Raw genomic sequence first — 14,259 nt, 5'->3', positions numbered from 1 at the left:
GGCCGGGATGCGGGGGTGTTGCCTGACCGGGAACCGGCCCGAGGGTCTCGTCACTCAAAACCTGTCTCCATGCAACCGGCCACCAGGCGCTCGACGGCGTCGAGATGGGCACCGGCACGGGCCCGTGCCGCCATGGTGGCGAGAGTGTCGGGGTCCAGCAGCGTCGCCAGGCACTCGGCCAGCGCCGCTGCGCTCATTTCCTGCTGGGGCATCAGCCGGGCCGCCTGCTGCTCGACCAGCGCCCGGGCATTGGCCGTCTGGTGATCGTCCACCGCGTGGGGGAAGGGCACGAAGAGCGCCGGCTTGGCCGCGGCGGCGAGTTCGGCCACGGTAAGGGCGCCGGCCCGGCAGACCACCAGGTCGGCCCAGTCGTAGGCGCCGGCCATGTCGTCGATGAAGGCCGTGACCTCGGCATCGACCCCCTGGGCCGTATAGGCCTCGCGGGTCGCCCGCTCCTTGTCGCGCCCGGCCTGGTGGCGCACCTCGGGGCGACGCTCGCCGGGCAGCTCGGCGAGCGCCTCGGGCAGGCGCTCGTTGAGAGCCTTGGCGCCCAGCGAGCCACCTACCACCAGCAGGCGCAGGGGCCGTCCCGCCATCTCGGCGGCGCGACGGGGCGAGCGGCCGAGCGCGGCGATCTCGGCGCGCACCGGATTGCCGATCACCTCGGCCCGGCCGGGAAAGGCCTGGGGAAAGGCGGCGTAGACGCGGCGCGCCAGGCGCGAGAGGGCGCGATTGGTCAGCCCGGCCACGGCGTTCTGCTCGTGGATCACCAGCGGCCGGCGCATCAGCCAGGCCGCGAGCCCCCCGGGGCCGCTGGCGAAGCCGCCGAGGCCCACCACCAGCTGGGGGTCGAACTCACTGATCACCCGCCGCGCCTGCCAGACCGCGCGCGCGAGATTCAGCGGCGCCATCAGCCAGCCGGCCAGGCCATTGCCGCGCAGGCCGCTCACCGCGATGCGCGACAGGGGAATGCCGGCCTCGGGCACCAGGCGGTTCTCGATGCCCCGCGGGCTGCCGAGCCAGGCGACCTCGACGCCCTCCTCGGCCAGCCCCCGGGCCAGCGACAGCGCGGGGATGACGTGGCCGCCGGTGCCGCCGGCCATGATCAGGACGCGGCGTCCTGGCTGTCGATTCATGACGTGCTTCCTTGTCGCTTGCCGGCACCGGGTGACTGGCCTGACCCGGCCCGGCGGGCCGTGGGGCGCGCGCGCCGGCGGACCTCGCGGGTCTCGATGTCGGCGCGCAGCAGCAGGGCGACCATCACGCTGCTCACCACCAGGCTCGAGCCGCCGTAGCTCAACAGCGGCAGGGTCAAGCCCTTGGTGGGCAGCATGCCGGTGCTCACGGCGATGTTGATGAAGGCCTGGGCGCCGAGGACCAGGGCGAAGCCGTAGCTCACGGAGGCGGCGAAGGCCAGGCCGGCGAGTTCGGCCCGCCGCCCCACCGCCATGGCGCGCCAGATCAGCAGGGCGAAGAGCCCCACCACGGCGATCGCGCCGACCAGGCCGAGCTCCTCGGCGAGCACCGCGAAGACGAAGTCGGTGTGGGCCTCGGGCAGGTAGAAGAGCTTCTGCACGCTGTTACCAAGCCCCATGCCGAGCCAGTGGCCCCGCCCGAAGGCGATCAGCGCCTGGGTAAGCTGATAGCCGCTGGCGAACTGGTCGGCCCAGGGATCGGCGAAGCTGGTCAGGCGCGCCATGCGATAGGGCTCGGCGACGGCGGCCAGGGCGCCGAGCGCCCCGACCAGCAGCAGCAGCACCAGAAAACGCCCCCAGGGGGCCCCGGCCATCAGCAGCATGCCCATCACCGCGCCGGTCATCACCACCACGGCGCCGTAGTCAGGCTCGAGGATCAGCAGGCCCGCCACCACGGCCATGACCACCAGGGGGCGCAGGAAGGCGCCCCACTCGCGGCGCACCTGGGGCAGGAAACGCTCCAGATAGCCGGCCATGTAGATGATCAGGCAGAACTTGGCGACCTCGGAGGCCTGCAGGTTGAAGGGCACGCCGGGCAGCGACAGCCAGCGACGGCTGCCGTTGACCTCGCGGCCCACCAGCAGCACCAGCGCCAGCAGCGCGAGGCCCACCAGCAGCAGCAGCGGGCCGTTGGCCTTCCACCAGGCCAGCGGCACGCGCAGCGCCAGCGCCCCGGCGGCCAGCGCCGCCAGCAGGAAGGTGCCGTGGCGCAGGCTGAAGTACCAGGCGTTGCCGGTCAGGCTCGAGGCGACCTCGCTGGAGGCCGAGGTCACCATCACCCAGCCAATCAGCAGCAGCGAGAGCGCGGCGAGCACCAGCCAGCCGTCGAAGGGCTGATCGGCAGTGCTCAGGCGCTGGCGAAGACGTGCGAACCGGCTCATGCGCCCTCCTCGGCCAGCCGCAGCACCGTCTGGCGGAAGGCCTCGCCGCGGGCCTGGTAGTCGCGGAACTGATCGAGACTCGCGCAGGCCGGCGAGAGCAGCACGCAGTCGCCCGGCGCGGCGATCTCGGCGGCCCGGGCCATCGCCGCGTCCAGGTCGTCGACCCGGGTCAGCGGCAGCCGGCCCGCCAGGGCCTGCGCGAGGCGCTCGGCGTCGCGCCCGAAGAGGATCGCCTCGCGGCCGTGGCGCGCCAGCGGCGCCGCCAGGGGGCGGAAATCGGCGCCCTTGCCGACCCCGCCGGCGAGCAGGATCAGGCGCCCGTCGAGGGTCGGCCCCAGGCCCGCAATGGCGGCCAGGGTCGCCCCGACGTTGGTGCCCTTGGAGTCGTTGATCCAGCGCACGCCGTCGATCTCGGCGACCAGCTCGCCGCGGTGGGGCAGTCCGGCGAAGCGCCTGAGCACCGCGAGCATCGCGGCGAGGGGCAGCCCCAGCCGGGTGCCCATCGCCAGGGCGGCCAGGGCGTTGGCCTGGTTGTGGCGACCGGGCAGGCGCATCTCGGCGGCCGACATCAGCGGCGTGTCACCATGCATCAGCCAGTCGGCGCCCTGGTAGCGCCCGATCCCCCACTCCCCCGCCCCGGGGGCGGCGGTGGTGAAGCGCTCCTCGGCGGGCAGCGGCGTCGCCGGCCAGGTCAGGGGGTCCTCGGCGTTGACCACGCCATGCCGGGCGCCGCGGAAGACGCCTAGCTTGGCGGCGCGGTAGCCTGCCATGTCGCCGTGGCGGTCGAGGTGGTCCTCGGAGAGGTTGAGGAAGGCCGCCGTCTCGGCGCCGAGTGAGGGCGTGGTCTCGAGCTGGAAGCTGGAGAGCTCCAGCACGAAGAGCTCGGCATCGGGCACCTCGACCAGCAGGTCCAGGGCCGGAGTACCGAGGTTGCCGCCCACGGCGACACGCACGCCGGCCTCGCGGGCCATCTCGCCGACCAGGGTGGTGACCGTGGACTTGGCGTTCGAGCCGGTGATGGCGGCGATGGGCGCCCGGGCCGCGCGCACGAAGAGCGCGATCTCGCCGACCACCAGCGGCTCGCCCGTGGCCCCGCGGGTGCGCCCGGCGAGCGCGGCGAGGCCCGGCGTGGCCGGATCGACCCCGGGGCTCAGCACCACCTCCTCGACCCCGCTAAGATCGAGGTCGCTGAGCGGTCCGCCCAGGAAGGCGACGTCCGGGTGGGCGGTCCGGAAGGCCTCGAGCCCGGGCGGCGCGGCGCGGGTGTCGGCGACCATGAAGGGCACGCCGAGCCGGCTGAGGTGGCGACAGATGGCCCGCCCGGAGAGCCCGAGCCCGACCACCAGCGTCACTCCCTTCGGCACCTTGTGCATCTTGCGCTCCTTGCGGATGGCGATCGGCCCGCGGCGATCAGCGGACCTTGAGGGTGGCCAGGCCGATCAGCACCAGCACCACGGTGATGATCCAGAAGCGCACGATGACCCGCGGCTCCGGCCACCCCTTGAGCTCGTAGTGGTGGTGCAGCGGCGCCATGCGGAAGATGCGGCGCCCGGTGAGCTTGTAGGAGCCCACCTGCAGGATCACCGAGACGGTCTCCATGACGAAGATCCCGCCCATGATGAACAGCACCACCTCCTGGCGCACGATCACCGCGACCACGCCCAGCGCCGCGCCCAGCGCCAGCGCGCCCACGTCGCCCATGAAAACCTGGGCCGGGTAGGTGTTGAACCACAAGAAGCCAAGGCCGGCCCCGGCGATGGTCGCACAGAACACCGCCAGCTCGCCGGCGCCGGGAATGAAGGGGATCTGCAGGTAGTCGGAGAAGACGGTGTTGCCGCTGGCATAGGCGAACACCGCGAGCCCCATGGCCACCAGCACCGTGGGCATGATCGCCAGGCCGTCGAGGCCGTCGGTGAGGTTGACCGCGTTGGAGCTGCCGACGATGACCAGGTAGGTCAGCACCACGTAGAAGACGCCCAGCGGCAGCACGAACTCCTTGAACACCGGCACGATCAGGCTGGTCTCCACCGGCGAGGCCGCCGTGACGTAGAGCACCAGCGCCGCCGAGAGGCCGATCAGCGACTGCCAGAAGTACTTCCAGCGCGCCGGCAGGCCCCGCGGGTTCTTCTCCACCACCTTGCGGAAGTCGTCGACCCAGCCGATGGCGCCGAAGCCCAGGGTCACCGCCAGCACCAGCCAGACGTAGTGGTTGGTCAGATCGCCCCACAGCAGGGTGCTGACCGCGATGGCCATCAGGATCATCGCCCCGCCCATGGTCGGCGTGCCGGCCTTGGAGAGGTGGGACTGGGGACCGTCGTCGCGCACCGCCTGGCCGATCTGGCGCTCCACCAGGCGGCGGATCATCAGCGGCCCGAGCCACAGGCAGAGCACCAGGGCGGTCAGGGTCCCCAGGATCATGCGCAGGGTCAGATAGTCGAAAACGTTGAAGGCGCTCTGGAATTGCGCCAGGAAGTCAGCCAGAAAGAGCAGCATGTAGTGCGTTCACCTTGATGCATCCGCGCGCAGGGCGGCCACGACGTGTTCCATGCCGGCGCTGCGCGAGCCCTTGACCAGCACGCTGGCCCCGGGCGGTAGATGGTGGAGGACGTGGCGCGTCAGCGCCTCCCGATCGTCGAAGTGGGCCCCGCCTTCACCGAAGGCCTGGCTGGCCGGCCGTGCCGGCTCGCCCAGGGTACCCAGGAAGTCGATGCCCCGTTCCCGCGCATAGTGTCCGAGCTCGGCATGCAGCCGGTCGGACTCGCCCCCCAGTTCTCCCATGGCGCCGAGCAGGCACCAGTGCGGACCGGGCAGCGTCACGAGGACATCGAGCGCCGCCTTCACCGCGCCGGGGTTGGCATTGTATGTATCGTCCAAGAGGCGCGTGGCCTTGAGGCCCTCCACGGCGCTCAGTCGGCCCGGCATCGGTGCCACCGCGGCGAGCCCGGCCAGCACCTCGGCCGCCTCGAGCCCCATGGCCAGGGCCGCGGCCGCGGCGGCCAGGGCGTTGGCCACGTTGTGGCGCCCCATCAGGGCCAGCTGGACCCGGCCGAGCTCGCGGCCGTCCCGGACAAGCGTGAAAGCATAGCGCCCGAGGGCGTCGCAGGCCAGCGCCGCGGCGTGCACCCGCGCCCGGGGATCGAGCCCGAAGTCGAGCACCTCCCGGGGGGCGGCGAGGCTTGCCCAGGTGGCGAAGAAGGCGTCGTCGCGATTGAGCACCGCCACACCGTCGTCGGGCAGGCCGGCAAGGATCTCGGCCTTGGCCTGGGCGATGCGCCCCGTGCCGCCGAACTCGCCGACGTGGGCGCCGGTGACGTTGGTGATGATTGCCACCCGGGGCGCGGCCAGGGCCGTGGTCCAGGCGATCTCGCCCAGGTGGTTGGCGCCGAGCTCCACCACCGCCTGGCGGTGGCCGGACTCGAGGGCCAGCAGCGTCAGGGGCGCGCCGATGTCGTTGTTGAGGTTGCCCTGGGTGGCGAGCGTCGCGCCGCGCCGGCCGAGCAGGGTCGCCAGCATCTGCTTGACCGTGGTCTTGCCGCTGTTGCCGGTGACGGCGACCAGGTCGCCCGCCCAGGCCCGGCGCCGCGCCCGGGCGAGCAGCCCCAGGGCGAGCCGGGTGTCGGGCACCACCAGCTGGAGCAGCGGGTCGTCCACCGGGCGCTCGACCAGCGCCGCCACGGCGCCGGCATCCCGGGCCTGGGCCAGGAAGTCGTGGGCGTCGAAGCGCTCGCCCACCAGCGCCACGAAGAGCGCGCCGGGGGCGAGGCGCCGGGTATCGGTGACGATGGCATCGACGGCGTGATCTTCATCGGGCCGGGGCAGACCCAGGGCGGCCGCGACCTCGGCCAGGGTCCCCAGGCCGACGCCGCTCATCGTGCGCCCTCCCCGACCCGGCGCGCCAGGCCGCGCTCGGCCTCGGCGAGATCGGAGAAGGCGTGGCGCACGCCCGCCACCTCCTGGTAGTCCTCGTGGCCCTTGCCGGCGATCAGCACCACGTCATCGGGGGCGGCCTCGGCCAGCACCCGGGCGATGGCCGCGCCACGGCCGTCGATCTCGCGCACCTCGCCGCCGGTGCTCTCCTCCAGGCCCGCGAGGACCTGGGCGCGAATCGCCTCGGGCGCCTCGCCGCGGGGGTTGTCGTCGGTGACCACCAGCACGTCGGCATGACGCGCCGCGGCCTGGGCCATCAGCGGCCGCTTGCCGCTGTCGCGGTCGCCGCCGCAGCCGAACAGGCACCACAGCCGCCCCTCGCCCGGCAGGTGGGCGCGCAGCGCCGCCAGGGCATTGTCCAGGGCATCCGGCGTGTGGGCGTAGTCGATGACCACCGTGGGCGCGCCCGGGCGCGACAGCGGCGCCATGCGTCCCGGCACCGGAGATAGCGTCGCCGCCGCCGCGAAGAGCGCCTCGAGGGAGTGCCCCAGGCCGTGCAGGGTGGCGATGGCCAGCAGCACGTTGTCCAGGCTGAAGCGCCCCATCAGCGCAAGCTCGAGCTCGCGTTCGCCGTCGGGGGTGGCGATCAGCGCGCGCTGGCCGCCGGCATGGGCGAGCCAGTCGACGACACGCAGGGTCACCGCCTCGTCCTGGCCCACCGCCAGCACCCGCACGCCACGATGCACGCCGGCGAGCATCAGGCGCGCCAGGGGATCGTCGCCGTTGACCACGGCGAGTTCGAGCTCGTGGCGACGGAACAGTCGCGCCTTGGCGGCGGCGTAGGCCGCCATGCTGCCGTGGTAGTCGAGGTGATCGCGGCTCAGGTTGGTGAACACCGCCGCCCGCACGCTGGCCCCGTCGAGACGCCCCTGCTCCAGGGCGTGGGAGGAGGCCTCCATGGCGACCCGCGTCACCCCCTCGGCGGCCAGCTCACCGAGCGCCGCCTGCAGCGCCAGCGGCCCCGGCGTGGTCAGCCGGCCCGCCGCCAGGGCGCCGGGGCGGCCATGGCCGAGGGTGCCGATCAGGCCCGCTTCCACGCCGAGAGCCTGGCTCAGCTCGGCCAGGTAGTGGGTCACCGAGCTCTTGCCGTTGGTGCCGGTCACGCCGATCAGCTCCAGCGCCGCCGGCACGTCGAACAGCACCCGGCCCAGTTCCCCCTGGGCCTCGCGCAGCCCGGCGAGCCACAGCACCCGTGGGCTCTCCGGCCCGGCCCGGCCGTCGTCGTGGGCCAGCACCAGCGCCGCCCCGGCGGCCAGCGCCTGGTCGATGTAGTCGCGGCCGTCGACCGTCACGCCGGGCACCGCGACGAAGACGTCGCCCGCGCCGACCCGGCGGCTGTCGAGGACCAGGCGCACGGCATCGGGCAGGCCGATGCCGGCCAGGGCATGGCGGCTGTCGGGCCAGAGGCCGACCAGGCCCGCTTCGAGTCGCTCGGCACTCAGCTGCATCTCGTCTCTCCTGGCATTGCCATCATGGATCCTGCGCCCGGGCATCCGGGGGCACGTCGAGCAGGCGCAGGGCGTTGCCCACCACCCGCGAGAAGACCGGGGCGGCGACCGCCCCGCCGTAGTAGCTGTCGCCCCGCGGGTGGTCGATCATCACCACGGTGACGATCCGCGGGTCCGAGACCGGGGCGATCCCGACGAACAGGCCCCGATAGGCCTGCTCCTGGTAGCCGCCGGCGGCGGTCTTGCGCACGGTGCCGGTCTTGCCGGCGACCCGATAGCCCGGCACCAGGGCCCGGCGGGCGCCGGTGCCCGGCTCGACGACCTGATCCATCATCCCGAGCACCCGGCGGGCCACGTCGGGGTCGATCACCGGCTCGCCGGCCGGCGGCTCGGCGAGCTTGAGCAGCGAGGGCGGCAGGCGCCGCCCCTCGTTGGCGATGGCGGTGAAGGCGCTGGCCAGCTGCAGCGCCGAGGTCGACAGGCCATAGCCGTAGGAGAGCGCCGCCCACTGGCTGCTCGACCAGCGCACCGGGGCCGGGATGCTGCCGGTGGCCTCGCCGGGGAAGCCGGTGCCGGGGCTCTGCCCCAGCCCCAGGGCGCGGTAGGTGGCCGGGATCACCGGCTCCTCCAGGCGCAGGGCCAGCCGGGACATGCCGACGTTCGAGGACTTCTCGAGGATGCCGGCCAGGTCCAGCTCGCCGTAGTTGCGGATGTCCTTGATAGTGAAGCGATCGATGACCATCCAGCCGGGCGAGGTGTCGACCACCGTATCCGGCGCCACATCGCCGTGCTCGATCATCGCCGCCATCGCCAGGGGCTTCACCACCGAGCCCGGCTCGTAGGTGTCGACAATGGCCCGGTTACGCAGCCCCTGGGGGTCGAGGCCGGTGCGGTCGTTGGGGTTGTAGGAGGGCTGGTTGGCCATGGCCAGCACCTCGCCGGTGCGGGCGTCGAGCATCACCACGCTGCCGCCGTCGGCGTCGTGCTCGGTGACCGCCGCCTTGAGCTCGCGATAGGCCATGTACTGCAGGCGCTGGTCCAGCGCCAGGGTGAGGTCGCCGCCGGGCTGCGCCTCCTGCAGAAGCTCGAGGTCGCGCACCAGGCGACCGCGACGGTCCTTGAGCACCCGCCGCTTGCCGGGCACGCCGGCGAGGTAGGGCTGATAGGCGAGCTCGAGCCCCTCCTGACCCTGATCGTCGATGTTGGTCACCCCCAGCAGCTGGGCGCTCACCTCGCCGGCCGGGTAGTAGCGCTTGTACTCCTCCCGGGCGTGCACGCCCGGCACGCGCAGGGCGAGCACCCGCTGCGCCGCCTCGGGGGTCATGCGGCGGCGCAGGTACATGAACTCGCGGGTCGCATAGCGCGCGATGCGCTCGTTGAGGGTCTCGAGCTCCTGACCGAGGGCGTTGGCCAGCATCAGGCGCTGGATGTCATCGTCCGGCAGGTCCTGGGGGTTGGCCCAGAGCGTCACCACCGGCGTGGAGATGGCCAGCGGCTCGCCGTGGCGATCGGTGATCATGCCGCGGTGGGCGGGGATGGTGTCGGTGCGCAGGGTGCGGGCGTCGCCCTGCCCCTGCAGGAAGGGGCGGTCGAAGACGTGCAGGTCGACGATGCGCCCGGCCAGCAGCGCCAGGCCCAGCACCACCAGGCCCATCATCAGCCGGTAGCGGGCCTTGCCCATGGGGGCCGTGGGCGGGGGACGACGCGGCGTCACGCCGCTGCGCGCCTCGCCGCTCATGGCTGGATGACCTCGACCTCGTCGATATCGGGCAGGCGCATCTCCAGGCGCTGCTGGGCCAGGCGCTCGATGCGTGCCGGCGAGGACCAGGCGCTCTCCTCGAGCAGCAGCTGGCCCCACTCGGTCTGCAGCTGCTGCTGCTCGCGCTCGAGCTCCTGCAGGCGGGCGTACTGGTCGCGGGTCAGGTGGCTGGTGGTGATCACCCCGATGGCCGAGGCCAGGCAGGCCGCCAGCAGCAGCGTGACCAGCAGCAGCGCCCGCGACGCCCCGAGGCGCAGGGGCCACCCGAAGGAAGAGGTTACCGCAGAGCGTCCCTGTGCCATGGCGTGCCTCAGTATCGCTTGCGCGCTACACGCATCACCGCACTGCGCGCCCGGGGATTCTCCTGCACCTCCTCGGCGGAGGGCCGACGCGCCTTGCCCAGCGACTCGAGACGCCGCTTCAGCTGGTCGTCGCGGACCGGGACGCCCCGCGGCAGGTCGGTGTCGCCGCGCACGTGGTCGCGGATGAAGCGCTTGACCCGGCGATCCTCCAGCGAGTGGAAGCTGATCACCACCAGGTGCCCGCCCGGGGCGAGGGCCTCGAGGGCCGCGTCGAGGGCGGCATCGAGCTGCTCCAGCTCGCCGTTGACCTGGATGCGCAGCGCCTGGAAGACGCGGGTGGCGGGGTGCTTGCCCTTCTCCCAGGCGGGGTGGGCGGCCTTGACCACCTCGGCGAGGTCCGCGGTGCGCTCGAAGGGGCGCTCGACGCGGCGCGCCACGATGGCCCGGGCCAGACGGCGGGCGAAGCGCTCCTCGCCGTAGCTCTTGAAGACGCGCACGATCTCGCCCTCGTCGGCGCGGGCCAGGAAGGCGGCGGCGCTCTCGCCGTGCTCGGGATCCATGCGCATGTCGAGCGGCCCGTCGCGCAGGAAGCTGAAGCCGCGCTCGGGGTCGTCGAGCTGGGGCGAGGAGACGCCGACGTCGAGCAGCACCCCGGAGAGCCGGCCCTGCAGGCCGCGGCGCTCGCTGATCTCGTCGAGGCGGGCGAACTCGCCGCGCTCGATGGCGAAACGGGGGTCGGCGATGGTGCCGGCCTCGGCGATCGCCTGGGGATCGCGATCGATGGCCAGCAGCCGCCCCGCGGGACCGAGCCGTTCGAGGATGGCGCGGGAGTGGCCGCCGCGACCGAAGGTGCCGTCGAGATAGACCCCGTCGGCATCGTGGATCAGCGCCTCCACGGCGCCATCGAGCAGCACGCTGGCATGACGAAAGCCGCGGGCGGGCTGTTCAGGGGCGGATGGCGGCATGCGCTTCTCGATGACAGGGGACATGGAAGGCCGTTCGCGACGGCGATGTTAGAAGTGGGAGTCGGCCGATAAGCCGGGTTCTGTCGTGGACAGTCATTCCTCTAGGAGCCGCGTCACCGCGGCCCTCCAGCAACCTACCCGAACCCAGCGCGGGCCACGCCATGGGGTTCCTATTTGGTCTTGCTCCGAGTGGGGTTTACCGTGCCACGCACTGTTGCCAGGCGCGCGGTGCGCTCTTACCGCACCCTTTCACCCTTACCGGCCTCCCGAGGGAGACGTAGGCGGTCTGCTCTCTGCTGCACTTTCCGTCGGCTCGCGCCGCCCAGGCGTTACCTGGCACTCTGCCCTGTGGAGCCCGGACTTTCCTCCCCCGCCGTCGATGCGTGATCGGCGGCGGCGGCGACTGTCTGGCCAACTCCCGCGGCAAGGATACCAGCGCCCGGGCGCCGCCTCAATGACCGTCCTTGAGCGCCTGGGCCCGGGCGTACCACTCCTTCTTGACCCCGCCCAGCACCCGCGCGGCCACCGCGGCGACCTGCTTGACGCCCACCCCCTCGGCAAGCAGGGCCGCGAGCAGGGCATCGGCCTCCACCGCCGACTGCTCGGCCTCGTCACGCCGGGCGGCACCGGCCACCATCACCACGAACTCGCCGCGGGCCTGGTCCGGGTCCGCCTCCATGCGGGCCAGCAGCGCCCCGGGCGTGCCGTCGAGGAAGGTCTCGAAGGTCTTGGTCAGCTCCCGGGCCAGCACCACCCGGCGTTCGCCGAGCACGGCGTCGAGGTCGGCCAGGGTGTCGCGGACCCGGTGGGGCGACTCGTAGAACACCAGGGTCTCCTCCCGGGCGGCGAGCGATTCCAGCCGGGCGCGGCGGGTCCCGCCCTTGGCGGGAAGGAAGCCCTGGAAGAGGAAGCGGTCGGTGGGAAGCCCCGCCGCGCTGAGCGCCGCGACCAGGGCGCAGGGCCCCGGGAGGGGCACGATGCGGCGCCCCCGGGCCCGGAGCTCGCGCACCAGCACGAAGCCCGGATCGCTGATCAGTGGGGTGCCGGCGTCCGAGACTAGGGCGACGTCCTCGCCGGCGGCGAGCCGGGCGTCCAGGGTGTCGACCCGCGCCGCCTCGTTGTGCTCGTGCAACGAGAGCATCGGGCGCGACAGGCCCAGGTGGCGCAGCAGTCGGCCGCTGTGGCGGGTGTCCTCGGCGGCGATCAGCGCCACCTCGCCGAGCACCCTGGCGGCCCTCGGGCTCAGGTCGTCCAGATTCCCAATCGGCGTGGCGACCACGTACAATGAACCCGCAGGCGTATCGGACATCTCGGCTCCTGGATGCTCTGATGGGACGGTCTGGATCATGGAAACAAGGGAAGGAATCATGAAGATCTCGTTACGCGGCCCGCTGGCCGTCGCGCTCACGGCGCTGCTCCTCGCGGGCTGCAGTTTCCAGCCGGGCATCATCGAGCGACAGCCCGATGCCGACCCCGAGCGGCTGCTCGAGCAGGCCGAGCAGCAGACGCCGGAGCAGGCGGCCCTCTCCCGCCTGGAAGCGGCCGACATCCTAGCACGCCGGGGCGATCGCACCCAGGCGCTGGAGGTCGCCAAGCAGGTCGACGACAGCCGCCTCGAACGCGAGGCCCGGGTGCGCTGGGCCCTGCTGCTCTCCGAGCTGGGCGAGGCCGAGGGCGATCCCTGGGCGGTCATCCAGGCCGGACAGCTGCTCGACGAGATCCAGCTGCCCCGCGAGGCCTCGTTGACCCTGCGCGAACGCCTGGGTCGGGCGCTGGGCGAGGTCGACGAACCCCTCGCCGCCGCCCGGGCGCTGATCGAGGTCCAGGCCGCGACCGAGCGCGAGGACCTCAACGACCCGATCTGGGCGCAGCTCTCGAGGCTCGACCGCCGCGAGCTCGACACACTGCGCGGCGGCGACGACCTGACCGCGGGCTGGGTCGCCCTGACCGAGCTGGTGCGCTCCACCGGCAGCGACATCCAGCGGCTCTTCGCGCACCTCGACGACTGGCGCGAGCGCTACCGCGGCCACCCCGCCGCCAGGCGCCTGCCCGCCGAGATCACCGCCCTGGGCGAGCTGCGCGGCCAGCGGGTGGATCATATCGCCGTGCTGCTACCGGAGTCCGGCCCCCTGACGAGCATCGCCGAGGCGACCCGCCAGGGCATCCGCACCCACCACCTGTCGGGCGTTGACAGCGGCGCCCAGCTGAGCTTCATCGACAGCAGCAGCGGCGACATGCCGGCCCTCTATCGCGAGGCCGAGGCCCTCGGCGCCCAGGTGGTGATCGGCCCGCTGGACAAGGACATCGTCAGCCGGCTCGAGCAGCGCGACCGGGTGCCGATGCCGACCCTCGCCCTCAACTACGGCCGCGGCGAGCGCAACCGCGCCAAGGGGCTCTTCCAGTACGGCCTCTCCGCCGAGGACGAGGCGCGCCAGGCCGCGCAGCGTGCCTACGGCGACGGCCATCGCCTGGCCTCCCTGCTGGTGCCGGACAACGACTGGGGTCGCCGCGTGGGCGAGGCCTTCTGGAACGCCTGGCGCGAGCTCGGCGGCGAGGTCGCCAACGCGGTCCGCTACAACCCCGGCGCACCGGCCACCGAGAGCGCCAAGCGGGCGGCCACGAACCCCAAGCCGGACATGCTGTTCCTGCTGGCCCTGCCCGACTACGCCCGCCAGGTGCCGCCCAACCTGGACTACGCCTACAGCGGCGACCTGCCGATCTACGCCACCTCGCACCTCTACGAGGGGCGCCTGCAGCCGCGCCTGGACGCCGACCTGAACGACGTGATGTTCGTCGACATCCCCTGGCAGATTCCCGACGCGGCGGTGGGCGGCGTGGAGGCGCTGCCCTTCCTCGCCAGCTATCGCGAGCTGCGCGACGAGTCCAACTCGACGATGTTCCGGCTGATGGCCATGGGAGTCGACGCCTATGAGCTGGCCCTGCGCATGCCGCAGCTGCAGGCGATCGGCGGCACCGAGCTGTTCGGCGCCACCGGCACCCTGAGCGCCGAGGACGACGGCCGCATCCAGCGCCGCCTGCCCTGGGCCCGCTTCGTCGACGGCGTGCCCCAGCCGGTGCTCGCGCCCAACGTGTTCGGCGATGACCGGACCCCGTGACGCCCGCGCCCGCGGCGGCGCCATCGAGCGGCTCGCCGCCCGCTGGCTCGTCGAGCGCGGGCTGACCCTCGAGGCCAGCAACCAGCACGCCAAGGGCGGCGAGATCGACCTGGTGATGCGCGACGGCGCGACCCTCGTCTTCGTCGAGGTGCGCCACCGCGCCGACAGCCGCCACGGCCATCCCCTCGAGACCATCACCCCCACCAAGCAGCGCCGCCTGATCCGGGCGGCGCGTTTTTATCTCCAGCGCAACCGGCTATCATGTGCCTGCCGCTTCGACGTGCTGGCCGTGACCGGCACGCCGCCCGACCTCGAGATCGACTGGGTCGCGAACGCCTTCGAAGCGCCCTGACCGGTCAAGCCACTCTGCCAAAGGACCCGGAACC

The 14,259-nt window shown here is 72.9% G+C and carries 12 protein-coding genes and 1 other RNA gene; 2 read left to right on the top strand and 11 right to left on the bottom strand.

The genetic code is table 11. The features are described from left to right. Nucleotides 1–50: 50 nt before the first annotated feature. From murG to rsmI, 11 genes are all read right to left on the bottom strand, one after another. Nucleotides 51–1,136, bottom strand: a complete 1,086-nt coding sequence (murG, locus tag C9F13_RS13625) for an undecaprenyldiphospho-muramoylpentapeptide beta-N-acetylglucosaminyltransferase (protein WP_108446822.1) — start codon at nucleotides 1,134–1,136, stop codon at nucleotides 51–53. Continuing rightward, the gene (ftsW, locus tag C9F13_RS13620) at nucleotides 1,133–2,356 is read right to left on the bottom strand and encodes a putative lipid II flippase FtsW (protein WP_108446821.1); all 1,224 of its coding nucleotides are present in this window, start codon (nucleotides 2,354–2,356) and stop codon (nucleotides 1,133–1,135) included. Before ftsW ends, murG begins: the two co-directional genes overlap by 4 nt. After that, entirely contained in the window at nucleotides 2,353–3,729 is a 1,377-nt protein-coding gene (gene murD / locus C9F13_RS13615; RefSeq protein WP_108446820.1) for a UDP-N-acetylmuramoyl-L-alanine--D-glutamate ligase, read from the bottom strand. The genes ftsW and murD overlap by 4 nt, the downstream gene beginning before the upstream one ends. Nucleotides 3,730–3,766: 37 nt before the next feature. Next, a complete protein-coding gene (gene mraY / locus C9F13_RS13610) occupies nucleotides 3,767–4,849 on the bottom strand; it encodes a phospho-N-acetylmuramoyl-pentapeptide-transferase (protein WP_108446819.1) in 1,083 nt (360 codons plus the stop codon). A 9-nt stretch (nucleotides 4,850–4,858) separates the two neighbouring features. Next, nucleotides 4,859–6,226 (bottom strand): UDP-N-acetylmuramoyl-tripeptide--D-alanyl-D-alanine ligase, encoded by a 1,368-nt coding sequence (locus C9F13_RS13605; RefSeq protein ID WP_108446818.1) that lies wholly within the window; start codon nucleotides 6,224–6,226, stop codon nucleotides 4,859–4,861. Next, nucleotides 6,223–7,731, bottom strand: coding sequence for a UDP-N-acetylmuramoyl-L-alanyl-D-glutamate--2,6-diaminopimelate ligase (locus tag C9F13_RS13600; RefSeq protein WP_108446817.1), 1,509 nt, complete (start codon nucleotides 7,729–7,731; stop codon nucleotides 6,223–6,225). The genes C9F13_RS13605 and C9F13_RS13600 overlap by 4 nt, the downstream gene beginning before the upstream one ends. 22 nt (nucleotides 7,732–7,753) lie before the next feature. Further along, nucleotides 7,754–9,469, bottom strand: a complete 1,716-nt coding sequence (locus tag C9F13_RS13595) for a peptidoglycan D,D-transpeptidase FtsI family protein (RefSeq protein ID WP_108446816.1) — start codon at nucleotides 9,467–9,469, stop codon at nucleotides 7,754–7,756. Beyond that, complete coding sequence (ftsL, locus tag C9F13_RS13590) at nucleotides 9,466–9,792, bottom strand: cell division protein FtsL (protein WP_108446815.1); 327 nt, start codon at nucleotides 9,790–9,792, stop codon at nucleotides 9,466–9,468. The genes C9F13_RS13595 and ftsL overlap by 4 nt, the downstream gene beginning before the upstream one ends. Before the next feature lie 8 nt (nucleotides 9,793–9,800). Beyond that, nucleotides 9,801–10,757, bottom strand: a complete 957-nt coding sequence (gene rsmH, locus C9F13_RS13585) for a 16S rRNA (cytosine(1402)-N(4))-methyltransferase RsmH (protein WP_108446814.1) — start codon at nucleotides 10,755–10,757, stop codon at nucleotides 9,801–9,803. Between the two features lie 53 nt (nucleotides 10,758–10,810). Then, nucleotides 10,811–11,176, bottom strand: an RNA gene (gene rnpB / locus C9F13_RS13580) — RNase P RNA component class A. 32 nt (nucleotides 11,177–11,208) lie between these two features. Then, nucleotides 11,209–12,066, bottom strand: a complete 858-nt coding sequence (gene rsmI / locus C9F13_RS13575) for a 16S rRNA (cytidine(1402)-2'-O)-methyltransferase (protein WP_108446813.1) — start codon at nucleotides 12,064–12,066, stop codon at nucleotides 11,209–11,211. Nucleotides 12,067–12,124: 58 nt separating this feature from the next. Here rsmI and C9F13_RS13570 point away from each other — a divergent pair, with 58 nt between their 5' ends. Further along, nucleotides 12,125–13,873, top strand: a complete 1,749-nt coding sequence (locus tag C9F13_RS13570) for a penicillin-binding protein activator (RefSeq protein ID WP_108446812.1) — start codon at nucleotides 12,125–12,127, stop codon at nucleotides 13,871–13,873. Next, nucleotides 13,857–14,225, top strand: a complete 369-nt coding sequence (locus tag C9F13_RS13565) for a YraN family protein (protein WP_108446811.1) — start codon at nucleotides 13,857–13,859, stop codon at nucleotides 14,223–14,225. Before C9F13_RS13570 ends, C9F13_RS13565 begins: the two co-directional genes overlap by 17 nt. Nucleotides 14,226–14,259 lie beyond the last annotated feature (34 nt).

Source organism: Halomonas denitrificans, assembly GCF_003056305.1.
Lineage (GTDB): Bacteria > Pseudomonadota > Gammaproteobacteria > Pseudomonadales > Halomonadaceae > Halomonas > Halomonas denitrificans.
This window is presented reverse-complemented; position numbering and strand designations above follow the sequence as displayed.